At 33.7% G+C, this 17294-nt stretch carries 12 protein-coding genes; 9 read left to right on the forward strand and 3 right to left on the reverse strand.

What is annotated here, in order from left to right; all coding sequences use genetic code 11:
* Nucleotides 1-351: 351 nt before the first annotated feature.
* The 3 genes from GQR98_RS07615 to GQR98_RS07625 all read left to right on the forward strand — a co-directional run bounded on the left by GQR98_RS07615 (nucleotide 352) and on the right by GQR98_RS07625 (nucleotide 4527).
* Nucleotides 352-1626 (forward strand): ribonucleotide-diphosphate reductase subunit beta, encoded by a 1275-nt coding sequence (locus GQR98_RS07615; protein WP_159018995.1) that lies wholly within the window; start codon nucleotides 352-354, stop codon nucleotides 1624-1626.
* A 3-nt stretch (nucleotides 1627-1629) separates the two neighbouring features.
* The gene (locus GQR98_RS07620; protein ID WP_159018996.1) at nucleotides 1630-3423 is read left to right on the forward strand and encodes a ribonucleoside-diphosphate reductase subunit alpha; all 1794 of its coding nucleotides are present in this window, start codon (nucleotides 1630-1632) and stop codon (nucleotides 3421-3423) included.
* A gap of 183 nt (nucleotides 3424-3606) precedes the next feature.
* Complete coding sequence (locus tag GQR98_RS07625; protein ID WP_159018997.1) at nucleotides 3607-4527, forward strand: M28 family peptidase; 921 nt, start codon at nucleotides 3607-3609, stop codon at nucleotides 4525-4527.
* Here GQR98_RS07625 and GQR98_RS07630 read toward each other — a convergent pair.
* Nucleotides 4524-7946 carry a hypothetical protein gene (locus GQR98_RS07630; RefSeq protein WP_159018998.1) on the reverse strand — a complete coding sequence of 1141 codons (3423 nt, stop codon included), beginning with the start codon at nucleotides 7944-7946 and terminating at the stop codon, nucleotides 4524-4526. The two genes, GQR98_RS07625 and GQR98_RS07630, sit on opposite strands and share 4 nt — an antisense overlap.
* 216 nt (nucleotides 7947-8162) lie before the next feature.
* Here GQR98_RS07630 and GQR98_RS07635 point away from each other — a divergent pair, with 216 nt between their 5' ends.
* The 4 genes from GQR98_RS07635 (at nucleotide 8163) to GQR98_RS19135 (ending at nucleotide 11001) form a co-directional block, all read left to right on the forward strand.
* The gene (locus GQR98_RS07635) at nucleotides 8163-8924 is read left to right on the forward strand and encodes an exodeoxyribonuclease III (protein WP_159018999.1); all 762 of its coding nucleotides are present in this window, start codon (nucleotides 8163-8165) and stop codon (nucleotides 8922-8924) included.
* A 31-nt stretch (nucleotides 8925-8955) separates the two neighbouring features.
* Entirely contained in the window at nucleotides 8956-9915 is a 960-nt protein-coding gene (locus GQR98_RS07640; protein WP_159019000.1) for a flagellar motor protein MotB, read from the forward strand.
* A gap of 251 nt (nucleotides 9916-10166) precedes the next feature.
* The gene (locus tag GQR98_RS07645) at nucleotides 10167-10637 is read left to right on the forward strand and encodes an Lrp/AsnC ligand binding domain-containing protein (protein WP_159019001.1); all 471 of its coding nucleotides are present in this window, start codon (nucleotides 10167-10169) and stop codon (nucleotides 10635-10637) included.
* Between the two features lie 70 nt (nucleotides 10638-10707).
* Nucleotides 10708-11001: a hypothetical protein gene (locus GQR98_RS19135; protein WP_233268095.1), complete on the forward strand. Its 294-nt coding sequence runs from the start codon at nucleotides 10708-10710 to the stop codon at nucleotides 10999-11001.
* Between the two features lie 366 nt (nucleotides 11002-11367).
* Here the strand turns inward: GQR98_RS19135 and GQR98_RS07655 are convergent, their stop codons facing one another.
* The gene (locus GQR98_RS07655) at nucleotides 11368-12909 is read right to left on the reverse strand and encodes a glycine--tRNA ligase (protein ID WP_159019002.1); all 1542 of its coding nucleotides are present in this window, start codon (nucleotides 12907-12909) and stop codon (nucleotides 11368-11370) included.
* 73 nt (nucleotides 12910-12982) lie between these two features.
* Between GQR98_RS07655 and GQR98_RS07660 the strand changes: the two genes are divergently transcribed.
* Together GQR98_RS07660 and GQR98_RS07665 are read left to right on the forward strand one after the other, a co-directional pair.
* Entirely contained in the window at nucleotides 12983-13660 is a 678-nt protein-coding gene (locus tag GQR98_RS07660) for a ComF family protein (RefSeq protein WP_159019003.1), read from the forward strand.
* 57 nt (nucleotides 13661-13717) lie between these two features.
* Nucleotides 13718-15322, forward strand: coding sequence for an Ig-like domain-containing protein (locus GQR98_RS07665; protein ID WP_159019004.1), 1605 nt, complete (start codon nucleotides 13718-13720; stop codon nucleotides 15320-15322).
* A gap of 211 nt (nucleotides 15323-15533) precedes the next feature.
* Here GQR98_RS07665 and tyrS read toward each other — a convergent pair whose 3' ends face one another.
* Nucleotides 15534-16829: a tyrosine--tRNA ligase gene (gene tyrS / locus GQR98_RS07670; RefSeq protein ID WP_159019005.1), complete on the reverse strand. Its 1296-nt coding sequence runs from the start codon at nucleotides 16827-16829 to the stop codon at nucleotides 15534-15536.
* Nucleotides 16830-17294: the final 465 nt, after the last annotated feature.

The following is a 17294-nucleotide window of genomic DNA, read 5'->3' on the forward strand; positions in this document are numbered from 1 at the left end:
TGAAATTTTAGTCTAAAGTTTGATTTTTTTGATTTATAATAATTTGATATTCAATACAGTAAGAATCTCATAAAAAAAGCAGCCCTTTTTTGCGAGATTGCATAATTGTTAAAAACTTGTTGACAATGTTTATAAAATACCCTTTCATTTTCAGCAACAATTGTCAATCTTTGTTGTCGGCAAAAAAGGCAAAACTTTTCTTCTCAAATTTATTTAGAAAAGCGATGCGAAAGAAGCCTCTTTTTATTTCTCTTAAAGAAAAATATAACACAATTTTACAGATTAAATAATAGAATTTTGAATTATCAACATTATTCTAAATGACTGTCTAGCGATTAATAAAAGATAACTATGGAGATTACACAAATTATAAAAAGAGATTACGAAACAAGCCCCTTTGTTTTGAGTAAAATTGCTAGTGCTGTTGAAAAAGCGATGCTTTCGGTTGGAAACGGTTCTAAACAAGATGCCGAAACAGTTGCGGTAAAAGTTTTACAAACATTATTAGATAGAAAATCAAAAGATATTAATTACTTGCCAAACGTAGAGCAAGTTCAGGATCTTGTTGAAGATAAATTAATGGAAAGTTCTTTTCATGATGTAGCAAAAGCTTACATACTATATAGAAACGAACAGGCAAGAAGTAGAAAAACAAATATTTTTGAAAAAAGAATTAATTTAAAACCTTACGAATATCCTGCATTGAATGATTATGTGGATGCTATTCGTCACTCATATTGGATTCATTCAGAATTTAATTTCACAAGTGATATACAAGATTTTAAAACAAGATTAACTCCAATTGAGCAAAATGCCATAAAGAACACGATGTTGGCTATTTCTCAAATTGAAGTTGCAGTAAAAAGTTTTTGGGGAGATATCTATAATAAAATGCCGAAACCAGAAATTGGATCGGTAGGAGCAACATTTGCAGAAAGTGAAGTGCGCCATCATGATGCATATTCTCATTTATTGGAAATTTTAGGTTTAAACAACGAGTTTAAAAACTTAAAGAAGAAACCAGTAATTATGAGACGTGTTCATTATTTAGAAACCGCCTTAAAAAACGCAAAAAGTGAAAACAATAAAGATTATGCAGAATCTATTTTGCTGTTTTCTTTATTTATCGAACACGTGTCTTTATTTTCTCAATTTTTAATAATTATGGCATTTAATAAGCATAAAAACATGCTTAAAGGTGTTTCTAATGTTGTTGAAGCTACTTCTAAAGAAGAGCAAATACACGGCGATTTTGGAATCGATATTATTAAAATTATTAAAGAAGAAAACCCAACGTGGTTTGACGATGAGCATGCAGACTTAATTAAAAAGTTATGTATTGAAGCTTTCGATTCTGAAAGTGATATTGTAGACTGGATTTTTGAAGACGGTGAATTAGATTTCTTGCCAAAAGATGTTGTTAACGAGTTTATTAAAAACCGTTTCAACAATTCATTAGAGAGTATTGGTATTGAAAAAGTATTTGAAGTTAACGAAGAGTTAGTGCAAAAAACCGAATGGTTTGACGATGAAATAATCGGTACTAAGCATGGCGATTTCTTTGTAAAGCGCTCCATTAACTACAGTAAAAGAACAAAAAGTATAACTAGCGACGACTTATTTTAAAAAATGAACAATCAGACACAGAACCAAACAGACACGAGTTTAAATGAAAACACCAAATCATCTAACTATGATGATTTAAAGAAAGCAAGAAAAGAAGCTAGAAAAGAAATTGGAAAACAACCAGAAATTAAATGGTTAACCGAAAATAGTCGTCAATTTTTAGCTTCAGGATACCTTACCGATGATACAACACCGGAAGTTAGAATTAGAGAAATAGCAGAAAGAGCCGAAGAGATTTTAAAAATCGATGGTTTTGCAGATAAATTTTACGGATACATGGCAGAAGGGTATTACTCTTTAGCTTCACCAGTGTGGTCTAACTTTGGCAAGCGTCGAGGCTTACCAATTAGTTGTTTTGGTTCGCACATTTCTGATGATATGGGAGATATTCTATATACACAATCAGAAGTGGGAATGATGTCTAAACTTGGTGGTGGTACATCAGGTTATTTCGGGAAATTGCGTCATAGAGGTGCACCTGTAAAAAATAATGGAGAGTCTTCTGGTGCAGTTCACATCATGCAACTTTTCGAAAAAATGGTAGATGTTGTAAGTCAAGGTTCTGTACGTCGTGGCCGTTTTTCACCTTATTTACCAATTGAGCACCAAGATATTCACGAGTTTTTAGAAATAGGAACAGAAGGAAACCCAATTCAAGAGTTAACCCATGGTGTTACTGTAGGTAACGAGTGGATGCAAGAAATGATTGATGGTGATGCTGATAAAAGAGCAATCTGGGCAAAAGTATTACAACGTAGAGGAGAAATAGGATACCCTTATATTTTCTTTAGAGATAATGCAAACAATAATGCTCCTGATGTTTATAAAGATAAGAACCATGAGATTTACGCAAGTAACTTATGTTCTGAAATTATGCTACCTACAAACGATCGTTGGTCTTTTGTTTGTGTATTGTCTTCAATAAACTTATTACATTACGATAAATGGAAAGATACCGATGCTGTAGAAACTATGGTATACTTTTTAGATGCGGTATTAGAAGAGTTTATTACAAAATTAGAAGTTTATAGAGATTCTGATAGTCGTGATGATAGGCACACTTTCATGTTTATGGAAAAAGCTTATACTTTCGCTAAAGAAAATAGAGCTTTAGGTATGGGAGCCTTAGGATGGCACTCATTATTACAATCTAAAATGGTAGGTTTCGATAGTCAAGAAGCTTTCGATTTAAACAGTGAAATCTTTAAAACTATTAAAGAAAAATCTGTTAAAGCATCAAAAGAATTAGCAGTATTATTTGGTGAGCCAGAAGTTTTAAAAGGTTATGGCAGACGTAATACAACGCTTAATGCAGTAGCTCCAACAACATCTTCAGCATTTATTTTAGGACAAGTTTCTCAAGGTATCGAGCCAATTTGGTCTAACAGTTATGTAAAAGATATTGCTAAAATTAAAACAACTATCAAGAACCCGTTTTTATTAGATCTTTTAAAAGAAAAAGGAATTAATACTAATGAAATCTGGAGGTCTATTCGCGATAACGATGGTTCAGTTCAACATTTAGATGAACTTACCGATCATGAAAAAGATGTGTTTAAAACATATTCTGAAATCGACCAGATGACTATTATTTATCAGGCTGCTAACAGACAAAACCATATAGATCAAGCACAATCTTTAAACATTATGGTGCACCCAGATATGCCTGTAAAAGAGATTAATAAAATATATGTTACTGCTTGGCAATTAGGTGTTAAGTCTTTATACTATCAACACAGTATGAATGCTGCACAAAAATTTAAGCAAAAGAAAGAATGTAAAAGTTGTGAAGGTTAATCTTCACTAAAAATATAGTGTTAAGTAAATCCTACGGTAGTAGGTAAGTGTTAATAAAAAGCATCTCCACGGAGATGCTTTTTTTATTAAAAAATCTAGTATGTAAAAAATTACGTATATTTATTTCACCATTAATGAGTCTGTTTTTTTAAGATGAAAAATTACAGATTATCAACCCCCAATATGCTTAAACACCTATTTCTAATTACCCTTCATTGTGTTATGTTTTCTTTTGAAGGAACAAGTCAATCTCAAGGAAGCTCTACGCTTTTATTTAACGAAACTACATTACTGAAACATGTAGAATCCTTATCGTCCGATGCTTTTGAAGGCCGAAGAACAGGAACAGCAGGTGCCGAAAAAGCACGTAAATACATTGTAAACCAATTTCATGCTTTAAAGGTTTTACCTTTTACTAAAAACTACGAACAAAAATTTTCCTTTTATAAAAAAAGACAAACCTTTGAAGGTGTAAATGTTCTTGGATGGATAAAGGGTAGCGAGTCGCCTAAAAAGTATATTGTAATAAGTGCACATTACGATCATGAAGGCATCCATATGGGCGAAATTTATAATGGTGCCGATGATAATGCTTCTGGGTTAAGTGCTTTGTTTAGTTTTGCTGAATATTTTCAAGCACACCCTCCTAAGTATTCGGTTATTTTAGCAGCCTTTGATGGTGAAGAACTAGGTTTGCAAGGCTCTAAGTTTTTTGTAAAAAGTAACGTTTTAGCAGAAAAAAATATTCGTTGTAATCTTAATATGGATATGATAAGCCGCAGTGATAATAACGTATTATTTGCTGTTGGCACGGCTTATAACGAAACTTTAAAAAGCATTGTAACATCAACTAAAGGTGCAGGAGGTTTAAACTTAGCTACGGGCCATGATGGGCATGATGGTTTGGAGAATTGGACATATTCATCAGATCATGGAAACTTTCATAAAAAGGAAATTCCATTCTTATATTTTGGAGTAGACGACCATAAGGATTATCATGAACCTACGGACGATTTTGAAAATATTCACCCGGAGTTTTATATCAATGCAGTAAAAACAATTATTTCGGTTTTCGAGAAAGTAGATGATGTTAAACAGCTCTAAAAATAAGCTTTCAATTGAAAAGAACCCGTATGGATGGTTTTGCTCGATTCTGTTTTTCTTCCGAAGTAAGTAAAATTCAAATCTAAAAAATTAGTTAGTTTTTTTTGAGCAAGTAATGTCCATGTAAAGTTTTTTCCTGGTTGCAAGCCTTCTAGCATTTGGTAGGCTACAGGTGTGCCGGCCGAACCTTCAAAGCGATTAGATAGAAAGTTGAATTCGCCATTTAAGGCTCCTTTTTCTTTATTATTAAAGGTGAATGATGCGCCGTATTTTTGTTGCTCTAAAGCCTCAAGATCACCTATAGTGTTTGTTTTATCTTCGTATTGATAAAAGATATCAAAGCTAGAATTATCGTTAAACAAATATGATAATTTAGGATTGAAGCGCGTTTCTTCAAAAGTGTAATTCCTACTCGCATAATTCTCACTCACACTAGCATTGTTTTCTAAAGTTGAAAGGATATTGATTAGCCAATTGCCTGATAATTTATGATTGAAATTAAGCTGATGACTTTGAATACTATTTTCTATATAGCCAATAGATAAAACACTTCGCGTGGTGTTATCTAAAAACGTATACGATGTTGTATAGTGCTGTTTGCCGCGATTAAAAAACAGAACATTTCTAAAATTAAGTTGAATACCCAATTGATCGTCAGGATTTTTTTCAAAAGGATTTAAATTGAATTTATTGCCATCACGCTTGGTTTTTCTATCAATTAAGTAAGCGGTTTGGTTGTAGAAGTGCGACCAAAAGCGTTCTGATTTTTTCTCGGAAACCGACCAGGTAGACGGATTAAAAGTTAAGGTTTGGCTTAATCTATTTTGGTGCGTTTTAATGTAAACTTGGTTCGGCAGCAATACCCGAACATATTTACCCTGATCTTGAAATTGTGCAATCTCAAACTCATCAAGTTCTTGGATGCCGTTATTGTTGTAATCTACCCAAGTGTATGTGCCTAAGCCTGATTCTACCTCAATATAAGTGAAATCTTGTTGAGGTAAAGTACCCGAGTTTGTTTCAAAAATAGTATTCCATTGGATAAGTTGGTTAAATAATTTTTGATTGAATTGTAATCGAGAGTTTAACGATTGCTCATCGTCAATGTCTAAATCTTCACTTTTTAAAGTTCTGTAATTTGCGAATAGCGATAAACTGGTGTTTTTATTTTGGATCAATTTGGAGTCTAAATAAAAGGTGTTCGATGTGTTTACCTTCTCTAAAGTATTGTTTCTAATACTATCGTTTATGCGGTTTTTATAACCTATTTCAGCAAAAACTTGGGTGCTGTCACCAACACCAAAAAAGGCCTCGTACGATTTATAACGTTGGCTTAATTCTGTGAGTTGCTGCGTTGCTATATCGGTTTGCTTGTTGTCTTCAATGGCGAGTTTTGTGCCAATCCAACTCGATTTTAAACTATAGGTAACCCGATTGTAAGATCTTAAAAAAGTAGAAGTATTGCTGTTAGAATCGGCGTTTAGAAAGCTAGAGTTGGATGAAATACTTAATTTATTGAAAACTAAATTAGCAGAAGCTACATGGCGATTTCCGTTAAAGCCATCAGAAAAATTTAAGTGTTCAAATTGATAATTTAAAAAGCCTTTGTCTTTGTGAAATAAACTAAAACCAGAATTAACCATTAATTGGTTGCCTAAATTACCACCAATACCATTAAGATTGGTTAAATCTAAATTCCAATCTCTATTAAACTCTGGGTTGTAAAGCCCTTCGATGTTTCTAAAATTAGTGCTAATATAGTCTGAATTGAAAAGCGCGTTTACATTCCAAAGGCTATCGGTTTTAATAAGTTGTTGTTCAATGTTCAGTTTTCCTGCAAAGCCATCGTTATTTTTATCATCGGTGTTAGAAAATAAGTTTAAATCGTTTTTACTTCCGGCAAGTTCAAAATTAATAATTGTTTTTTCCGAAGGATGATAAGTACCATTAACTACGGCAAGTTGTAGTTTAGTTGGGGCAATTAACTGGATAATAGGCGCGTAGTTACCTTGTAGAATACCAACATATTCGTAGATGTTATTAATGGCGTTGCTGCTACTTAAGGCGTAATCTCCAAGGTTGTCGCCAACACGGGAGAAGGTTACACGGTAAAGTTCATCATCTTCATTATTAGAAAACACAAAAACTTCAGCACCATCAATCAGTTCTTTTTTATATAGAATTCTATTTTCATTTAAGGCCTCTTGTACTTCAGAGGGTGCAACCATTAAAGATTTATCATCGCCAGCATCAGCTAAAATTTGTACGTGTTCTTCAGATAGGTTTTGTTGCAAAGGCTGGTTTTTTGAATCATTTTCAGAATAAACAGAAACTCCAATTTTTAATTTTTCATTTTGAAATGTTCCACCACCATAAGCCACAAAACGCGAGTAGTTTCTATCACTAAATTGATAGTCTACAGTAATTCGCATTTCGGAAGTTATCGGGAATGTGGAGTTAAAAATAATTTCTCCAGCATTGTAATCAATAATATAATCTTGGTCCTCGCCACGTTTTACGGCTGTACCATTTACGTAAACGGTTTCACTTCCTGAAACTATAAGTACAAACAATTCGCCATTGGTACCTTGTAATTTGTAAGGGCCTTGGTTGCCTTCTTGGGCTGTAAATTGGCTAGTTGTAAATTGACCACGCACTAAAGCTCCTGCGGCAAATAAATCGGTTTGTTGGCTATCGTCTCCTAGGTTTAAATTAAAATTTAAACCTTGTACACGTTTAGAGAAACTTGCGAAATAAGAATCTGTATTTGTTAAATCGATATCTCCAGCTCTAATGTTCCAATCTTTGGTAAAGAGCTCTATAAAAACTTGATCAAATTCATCTAAACGCTGGCTGTAACCACTTTCTTGTAAAGGAATATTTGCATCCTGTATAGAGGCGCGGAGTGACACTTTCTCATTTAATTTTCCTGTAATTTGAAGATCGAGCTCACTATTTAAAACCGAATTTTGATTGTTACCAATAGTAACACCACGAGAAATACTTCCCGAAGTGGTTAAACCATCAAAAGGAATCGTGCTTTTTTCGGTATTTGGTTGTGATAGTTTGTATAATTTTTGGAGGTTATCTGTGTTTTTTACAATAATATTTTCGTCTAACTGCTTGTAGGTTTTAGTTAAAAAATCAGGAAACTTCAAGTAGTTAATAATTATCGAATCGCTAGATATAGGTTGCTTAAACGTTAATAGAGCTTTTGGGAAGTCAACTTGGTAAAGACTACTATCTATGCGTGTACCATCTTTAGTTGTTATAGAAAACTGACTCGAATTAATACTCACGCTATCTATTAAAATAATTTGTTTTACAGCAACGGTTTTAGTTTTGTAGATAGAAGTTTGCTCTTGCGAAAACCCGCAAAAACCAATAAAAACTAAAATTATGCTCGTAAAAAACTTCATGGATACACTTAAACTACAAAAACTTTAAAATATTTTGTTGATAGCTTGGTTAAAACTCCTCTGTAAATTATAGTGTAAAAGTAGCGTATTATTTATTTTAGCTGAAATTAGATTTGTTGTCAAGCAAATTGATTTGCGTAAAGGTGAAAATCTTTATAATTAATAGCATAATTTAAACAAAATCCCTCGGTATTTGTATCGTGGTAAAAGAGAAACATGAAAATTATATCATATAACGTAAACGGTATTCGTGCCGCATTAAAAAAGGATTTTATTGGTTGGTTAAAAAGTGCAAACCCAGATGTTATTTGTTTGCAAGAAACCAAAGCCATGAAAGAGCAGTTAGATTTAGAGGTTTTTGAAGAGGCAGGTTACATTTATAACTATTGGTATAGTGCACAGAAAAAAGGCTATAGTGGTGTTGCTATTTTAAGTAAAATTGAACCAAATCATGTGGAGTTTGGCACAGGAATTGAGTCAATGGACTTCGAAGGTCGAAATATTCGTGCAGATTTTGAAGGTGTTTCGGTAATGAGTCTATATTTGCCATCGGGAACAAACAGTGCACGATTGAGCCATAAATTTGAATACATGGATATGTTTCAAGAGTATATAAATAACTTAAAAAAGGAAATTCCGAATCTTGTAATTTGTGGCGATTATAATATTTGCCACGAAGAAATAGATATCCATAACCCAAAAATGAAAGGTGTGTCTGGTTTTTTACCAGAAGAACGCGAGTGGTTAGGGCAATTTATTGATAACGGTTTTACCGATTCTTTTCGTTTCTTGCACCCAGAAACGCAAACCTTTAGTTGGTGGAGTTACCGAGCAAATTCTAGAGCCAATAATAAAGGTTGGCGTTTAGATTATGCTTTAGTTTCTCAACCCTTACAAGAAAACATAAAAAGAGCCGTTATACTTACCGAAGCTGTACATAGCGACCATTGCCCAATTTTAGTAGAAATAGAACAATAGTAAAACAACCAAAATTATAATCTCAATTACAATGATTAAAAAAACCGCAATCACGCTTTTAACACTGGCCGTTTTAACCAGTTGTGTCTCTCCAAAAGTTTATAAAGAACTGGAAAGTAAATACGCAAAACTAAAACAACAAAATCGAAAAACTTCAGATGCTAACGAAGTGCTTTTAAGAGAGAAGACTGAAGCAGAAAATGAGTTAAAGCAATTGCATAAGGCTTACGATGAGGCTGTAGCGCAACGCGACAAATTACAAGCCGATTATAACTCAACTAAATCTAATTACGATAATTTAAAGAACTCTTACGATGCTTTAGAGAAAAACAGCTCGGCGTCTATTGCTGCTAACTCTCAAAAAAACCGCGAGTTATTAGCACAGTTAGAAGCTAAAGAACAAGCATTATCAGCAGAGAATGCACGTTTAGAAAAACTTAAATCGGAGTTAGAAAACAGATCTAACCGTGTTGCAGAATTAGAAAGCGTAATAGCGGCCAAAGATGCTGCCATGACGGCTTTAAAAGATGCGATATCAAAAGCTTTAACCGATTTTGAAGGTAAAGGTTTAACAGTAGAGCAACGCGACGGAAAAGTCTATGTGTCTATGGAAAACAAACTGCTTTTTAGTTCAGGAAGCTGGGCCGTTGGAGCCGAAGGTGCGCGTGCTGTAAAGCAACTAGGTAGTGTACTTGGTGACAATCCGGATATTGCAGTTTTAATCGAGGGACATACCGATAATGTACCTTATAAAGGTAACGGGATTTTAACAAGCAACTGGGATTTATCAACAAAACGAGCTACAGCAATTGTAACTATTTTACGTGAAAATGCCGATATCAATGCTGGAAATTTAACAGCAGCAGGACGTGGCGAATTTGCACCAGTAGCAACAAACGAAACATCAGAAGGGAAAGCAAAAAACCGTCGTATTGAGGTGATTTTAACACCAAAATTAGATGAGCTTTCAAAATTATTAAACGATAACTAAAACATTAATGTGGGCGTTACTCCTGCTACGCTTTTAAGGCGCAGCAGGAGTCGGGCTTTCACTACTCGCTCCTTCCTTAGGTCAGGGAGCTCAAACAAGCCGTTCAATCCCTAACGTAACTATTCTCAACGTTAGGTCTATATTACTGCATAATTCTTATTTACACGGCCACTGTAATCAAAAACACAGAAAACCCTTTCATTTTACAAGGAAATTATTATTTTTACCTTTTAAATCGAAATAGATAGGGGATGAAATCAAAAGACAAAGGCGTCACAATAGACGGGATCGACAAAAAAATACTTAGAACTTTAATGGAAGATGCCAGAATTCCAATTCTGGAAATTGCTAGAAATGTAGATATTTCGGGAGCAGCCATACATCAACGATTACGTAAGCTAGAGAAATCTGGAATTATATCGGGTTCAAAATTTGTAATCAACCCAAAAATGTTAGGTTACGAAACCGTAGCCTTTATAGGTGTTTATTTAGATAAAGCCATACAGAATCCAGAAGCTATAAAGCAATTAAAAAAAGTGCCAGAAGTTTTAGAATGTCACTACACCACAGGAAACTGGAATGTTTTAATTAAAATTTTGTGTAAAGATAATGCGCATTTAATGCATTTGCTTAATAACGAAATTCAGACTATTTCTGGTGTTTCTCGTACAGAAACCTTTATCTCTCTAGATCAACAAATAGATAGACAGATCACTATTTAATTTAAAAACTTTATTCATCAATTGGAATGATTATTGATTCAACCTGAGTCATTAATCAAAAACTATTTTCATGAAAAAGAAGTACTTAGCTCTATTTGTGTTAGCAGTTGTTTCAGTAGCATCGTATGCTCAAAAAGCAAGTGTAGAGAAATCAACTTACGGTATTCAAACAGGTTTTTTAGGTGTTTGGGTACATCGTGAAGTTAAATTATCTAATGAAATTGCGCTTCGTGCAGAACTCGGAATGGATTTAGGTTTATGGGGCGGTTCATTTTATCCAAAATCGGGATATTTATTAGCTCCGGTAATTCGTTTAGAACCTCGTTGGTACTATAATTTGGATAAACGAGTTTCAAAAATCTAGAAGTATTTCTGGTAATGCTGGTAATTTTTTATCATTACAAACAAGTTATCATCCAAATTGGTTTACAATTTCTAATTACGATAATGTAGAGGTTGTTAATCAAGTTTCAATTATTCCAACTTGGGGTATAAAGAGAAACATAGGTAAGCATTTTAATTACGAAATCGGAATAGGTATTGGTTATGCGTATTACTTTGCTAAAAGTGCTGGTTATCTCGAAAATGAAGGTTACACCACCGTTAACCTTAATCTTCGAATTGGATATCGTTTCTAATACTTAAATTATAATACTAAAAACCCCAATCGAAACAATTCGATTGGGGTTTTTAGTATTATAAATGTAATTTACATTTAGTTTTTTAGATTTTACATCTTCATTAACCAAGTACGTACATCAACTTCTTGTTTTATTATTTTTTGTAAATCATCGATATTAACACGTTCTTGTTCCATAGTATCTCTATGTCTAATAGTTACAGTGTTGTCTTTTAAAGTATCATGATCTACAGTAATACAAAATGGTGTTCCGTTAGCATCTTGTCTTCTGTAACGGCGCCCAACAGCATCTTTTTCATCGTAAATTACGTTGAAATCCCATTTCAATTCTTCTACAATTTTACGAGCAACTTCTGGTAAACCATCCTTTTTAACCAATGGTAAAATAGCAGCTTTTACTGGTGCTAAAACACTTGGTAGTTTTAAAACGGTTCTTGTAGTTCCGTTTTCTAATTCTTCTTCTTGTAAAGCGTTAGAAAATACAGCTAAGAACATACGGTCTAAACCAATAGAGGTTTCTAAAACGTAAGGTACATAGCTCTTGTTTTCTTCATGATCGAAATATTGTAATTTCTTTCCAGAGAATTCTTCGTGCGCTTTTAAATCAAAATCAGTTCTAGAGTGAATACCTTCTAGTTCTTTAAACCCGAAAGGGAATTTAAATTCAATATCTGCAGCAGCATCAGCATAATGTGCTAATTTGTCGTGGTCGTGAAAACGGTAATTTTCCGCACCCATCCCTAAAGATAAATGCCATTTCATACGGGTTTCTTTCCAGTGCTCGTACCATTCTTTTTGTGTGCCTGGTTTAATGAAAAATTGCATTTCCATTTGTTCAAACTCACGCATTCTAAAAATAAACTGTCTTGCAACAATTTCATTTCTAAAGGCTTTTCCGGTTTGTGCAATTCCAAAAGGAATTTTCATACGTCCCGTTTTCTGAACATTTAAAAAGTTAACAAAAATACCTTGCGCTGTTTCTGGACGTAAATATAAATCCATAGCAGACTCTGCAGAAGCACCAAGTTTTGTTCCAAACATTAAGTTAAATTGTTTAACGTCTGTCCAGTTTCTACTTCCTGTTAAAGGATCTGCAATTTCTAATTCTTCAATTAGAGCTTTTACATCTGCTAAATCTTCTTTTTCCAAAGATTGACCCATTCGCGAAAGCGTTGCATTTATTTTTTCTTGATATCCAACAACACGTCCGTTTGTTGCTAAAAATTCTTCTTTATTAAAGGCTTCACCAAAACGTTTTTCAGCTTTAGCGACTTCTTTATCAATTTTAGCTTCAATTTTAGCGCAATAATCTTCAATTAAAACATCGGCGCGGTAACGCTTTTTCGAGTCTTTATTGTCAATTAAAGGGTCGTTAAACGCATCAACATGTCCGGATGCCTTCCAAGTTGTTGGATGCATAAATATTGCGGCATCGATACCAACAATATTTTCGTTCATCTGTACCATGGCTTTCCACCAGTAGTCACGTATGTTTTTCTTTAACTCAGCACCATTTTGGGCGTAGTCGTAAACGGCGCTTAAGCCGTCGTATATTTCGCTACTTTGAAATACATATCCGTATTCCTTTGCGTGCGATATTACCTTTTTAAATTTATCGTCTTGATTTGCCATGTTGCAAAAATAAAAAAGCGTTTGAAACTATTCGTTATAATTAACTAAATTTACAGAACTACTTTTAATTTAAATGTTTAAATCTGTTGTAAATATATTTTTTCCGAAAGTGTGCTATGCTTGTCTTGGCACATTAAACGATAATGAAGATGCTATTTGTGTAGATTGCAGACACGATTTACCAGTTACTAATTTTCATTTGGATGATAGTGATGCCGTTAAAAAAGTACTTTACGGACGTTGTAAAATAGAACATGGTACGGCACTTTTCCGGTTTGAAAAAAAGAGCTTGGTGCAACAACTTATTCATGGCTTAAAATATAGAGGGTATCAAAATATTGGCTTTGTATTAGGTAATTGGCTTGGTGGCGAACTCCAAGAATTAGAAGCTTACCGAGATGTTGATGTGGTAATCCCGGTGCCATTACATAAAAAGAAACTGAGATCTAGAGGTTTTAATCAAGTTGAGAAGTTTGGGCAGCAAATAGCAGAAGCTTTAAATGCAGAATATTTGGATCAGGTTTTGGTGAAAATTTCTAATAATAAATCGCAAACTACAAAAGGACGTATTGCACGCTTAATTAATAGTGATGAGTTGTTCGCTTTAGAGCATAGAGAACTGATAGAAAGTAAGCATATTTTAATAGTTGACGATCTTATTACCACTGGCGCAACTTTAGAAGCTTGTATTTTAATTTTAAATCAAGCAAAAAATATAAAAATAAGTATTGCTACTGTGGCAATTGCTTAGGGTTTTAAGCGTTATATCTTTAAAATTATGTAGGTTTGTGAAAATTTTTAATAGGTAATGAATAAAACACTTTCGAATTTTATTTTAGCTGCGGTTATTGGTCTTATTTTTATTAATTGTGCCAATCGAGGAACTCCAGATGGTGGTCCAAAGGACGTGACACCACCTGTTATTGTTAAAACAGAGCCTGCAAACTTAACAACTAATTTTAAGGGCAACGAAATAAAAATTTATTTTGATGAGTACGTCAAAATGAAAGATTTAAATAAACAGCTTATTATTTCGCCACCCATGAAAAACCAGCCGGAAATTACACCTATGGGAACGGCTAGTAAATACATTACTATTAAAATTCACGATACACTAAAGCCTAATACCACTTACGCTTTTAATTTCGGTAACAGTATTCAGGATAATAATGAAGGAAATCCATATCCTTATTATCGCTACGTGTTTTCTACAGGAAGCTATATTGATTCATTAAATGTAAAAGGGAGCGTTGTAGATGCTATAAAACCAAAACCAGACACCTTTGTTTCGGTTATGTTGTACGAGGTCGATTCTACTTTTACAGATTCTATTGTGTATAAGGAAACTCCAAAATATATCACGAATACTTTAGATAGTGTTACTACATTTTCTGTAGATAATATTAAGGCGGGTAAATACATGCTTTTGGCTTTAAAAGATGCGAATTCTGATAATAAATTTCAGCAAAAAGTTGATCAAATTGCTTTTCACAAAAGCTTTATTACTGTGCCGAATGATTCGCTTTATACATTGAAATTATTTAATGAAGAGTTAGATTACAAAGCAACCCGACCAATGATTGTTGCTGGAGAAAAAATTGCTTTTGGTTATGAGGGTGATTATGAAGGTATGAAGATTACCTTAAATTCTGATGTGCCGGAAGATTTTGAATATCGTATTTTAAAAGATGCAAAAACTGATACACTTAACTATTGGTATAAGCCGAAATTAGAAGTAGATTCTTTACTTTTTACGGTTTCGAATACGGACTACGAAAAAGATTATACCGTTAGAGTAAGAAAGCTAGAGCGCGATAGTTTAGTCATACAATCAGCGCCTTCCGGAGCAGTTGGGTTTACCGAATCTTTTTATATCACTGGAAGTACGCCGTTTGTTGATTTCAATGCTGAAAAAATGACGGTTTTAGATAAAGATTCTACCAAGGTGACATTTACAACTAAGTTTGATACTATAAACAATATGTATCAATTCGATTTTGAAAAAACAGCAGATAATAGTTATCAAATTCAAATACTACCAGAAGCATTTGTCGATTTATATAATGAGAAAAATGACACGTTAAATTACTCGTTTAAAACTAAAAAAGAGTCTGAATTCGGGTATGCCCGTTTTACTTTAATTAATGCAACCTACCCACTAATTATACAATTAACTGATGATAAAGGAGAGGTGAAAAGAGAGAAGTTGGCTAAAACCGAAGGTGTTGTCGACTTTTTTAACGTAGCGCCAGCAACGTATAAAATACGTGTAATTCATGATGCGAATGGTAACGGGAAATATGACTCGGGTAATTATTTAAAAAAGATACAACCGGAAAAAGTAAGTCATTTTAAAGCAATAGAAATTCGTGCCGATTGGGGTTATCCAGAAACGTTATCGTTTAAGGATTAATTAAGCGACTCCCGTACTCCATGTCACTTCGAATGAAATGAGAAGCCACATAATAAAAGTAACGTAAAACGAGCCGCTTTATGAGATTTCTCACTGCGTTCGAAATGACAGAGCCAAACAGAACTTGCTAATAAAAAACGATATAAAAAAAGTCTCTGATTAATTTAAATCAGAGACTTTTTTGTTTTTATAATTTACAATACGCTGTTTTTTAAACCACACGCAATACAAAATAGTTCTTTTTACCTCGTTGAAGTAGTACAAACTTATTGTTTATTAAATCGTCTTTAGTAATGCTGTAATCGTCTTTTACTTTTTCTTTGTTTACAGCAATCGAGTTTTCTTTTAGTGCACGACGCGCTTCACCGTTCGATTTTAAAAAGCCTCCTTTTTCTGCTAGTGCAGCTATAATGTCTAAACCATTATCAATATCGGCTTGAGATATTTCAGTTAATGGAACGCCATCAAAAACATCTAAAAATGTTTGTTCGTTTAAAGCTTTTAAATCGTCTCCAGTAGATTTTCCGAAAAGAATGTTACTTGCTTTCATAGCGTTGTCTAAATCTTCTTTAGAATGTACCATGGTGGTTATTTCTTCAGCTAAACGTTTTTGTAACACACGTAAATGTGGTGCTTCTTGATGCTCTTCTATTAGAGCTTCAATATCTTCTTTAGATAAAAATGTAAAAATCTTGATATATTTTTCTGCATCAATATCACTAGTGTTTAGCCAATATTGGTAGAATTTATAAGGTGAAGTTCTTTCGCTATCTAACCAAATGTTTCCGCCTTCGGTTTTACCAAATTTAGTTCCATCGGCCTTTGTAATTAATGGCCAAGTTAAGGCGTAACCTTTTCCTGAATCAACACGACGAATTAATTCTGTTCCCGTTGTAATGTTTCCCCATTGGTCGCTTCCGCCCATTTGAAGTGTACATTGTTTTTCTCTATATAAATGTAAAAAATCGTAACCTTGAACCAGTTGGTAAGTGAACTCTGTAAAACTCATTCCTACGGAAGACTCTGAAGACAAACGTTTCTTTACAGAATCTTTCGCCATCATATAGTTTACGGTAATGTGTTTACCAACGTCTCTAATAAATTCTAAGAATGAAAACTCTTTCATCCAATCGTAATTATTTACGATAATAGCAGCGTTTGCTTCATCACTATCAAAATCTAAAAAGCGAGATAACTGTTCTTTTATAGCATTTTGGTTATGTAGAAGAATATCTTCTGTAAGTAAATTACGTTCAGCAGATTTTCCAGAAGGATCACCGATCATTCCTGTTGCTCCACCTACTAACGCAACTGGTTTATGTCCTGATAATTGAAAATGTTTTAACCCCATAACACCAACAAGATGACCAATATGTAAAGAATCTGCTGTAGGGTCAATACCTACGTAGGCTTTACGCATGGCTTCTAATAAATGTTCTTCCGTTCCTGGCATACTATCTTGTATCATGCCTCTCCACGTTAATTCTTCAACAAAATTCTTTATCATTATAATGTGTATTTAGTAATCTTAGGCAAATATAAAAATACGTGTAGAATTTGTTATGTTTTATGTGAAATTCTTTGTTAGCCATTGTTTTTACTTTTTTTGTCATTTCGACGTTAGGAGAAATCGCATCCTTCTTGCGTGTGCTTAGTTTTATTGTGTGATGTCTCTCTCTGATTGACATGACTACCGAGAATAAAAAAATGTTGCTTTTAGTCATTTCGACGTGAGGAGAAATCACATTCTGCTTGCGTATGCTACATTTATTTATCCGTTTAGTTTTACCGTTGTTGGATGGTAATTTCGCGATAGGGATTGCAGCGGCATCCTTTTTGTAAAGCTTTTAAATAGACTAAGCTTTAATTTTTAACTGAAATTTCTTTGGAATTGAACAGATCCTGAAACAAGTTCAGGATTGTTTTGCAAAAAGATATAGCGGAAAGCCCGGTTTGGTTTGGGTTTTTCTCC

It is taken from the genome of Algibacter sp. L3A6, from assembly GCF_009796825.1.
Lineage (GTDB): Bacteria > Bacteroidota > Bacteroidia > Flavobacteriales > Flavobacteriaceae > Algibacter.

Bases quoted from the DNA above. Each gene is read 5' to 3' on its own strand.
- GQR98_RS07630 (WP_159018998.1), bottom strand. From the start codon at position 7,946: ATGAAGTTTTTTACGAGCATAATTTTAGTTTTTATTGGTTTTTGCGGG.
- GQR98_RS07625 (WP_159018997.1), top strand. From the start codon at position 3,607: ATGCTTAAACACCTATTTCTAATTACCCTTCATTGTGTTATGTTTTCT.
- GQR98_RS07665 (WP_159019004.1), top strand. From the start codon at position 13,718: ATGAATAAAACACTTTCGAATTTTATTTTAGCTGCGGTTATTGGTCTT.
- GQR98_RS07635 (WP_159018999.1), top strand. From the start codon at position 8,163: ATGAAAATTATATCATATAACGTAAACGGTATTCGTGCCGCATTAAAA.
- GQR98_RS07660 (WP_159019003.1), top strand. From the start codon at position 12,983: ATGTTTAAATCTGTTGTAAATATATTTTTTCCGAAAGTGTGCTATGCT.
- GQR98_RS07620 (WP_159018996.1), top strand. From the start codon at position 1,630: ATGAACAATCAGACACAGAACCAAACAGACACGAGTTTAAATGAAAAC.
- GQR98_RS07655 (WP_159019002.1), bottom strand. From the start codon at position 12,909: ATGGCAAATCAAGACGATAAATTTAAAAAGGTAATATCGCACGCAAAG.
- GQR98_RS19135 (WP_233268095.1), top strand. From the start codon at position 10,708: ATGAAAAAGAAGTACTTAGCTCTATTTGTGTTAGCAGTTGTTTCAGTA.
- GQR98_RS07640 (WP_159019000.1), top strand. From the start codon at position 8,956: ATGATTAAAAAAACCGCAATCACGCTTTTAACACTGGCCGTTTTAACC.
- tyrS (WP_159019005.1), bottom strand. From the start codon at position 16,829: ATGATAAAGAATTTTGTTGAAGAATTAACGTGGAGAGGCATGATACAA.
- GQR98_RS07615 (WP_159018995.1), top strand. From the start codon at position 352: ATGGAGATTACACAAATTATAAAAAGAGATTACGAAACAAGCCCCTTT.
- GQR98_RS07645 (WP_159019001.1), top strand. From the start codon at position 10,167: ATGAAATCAAAAGACAAAGGCGTCACAATAGACGGGATCGACAAAAAA.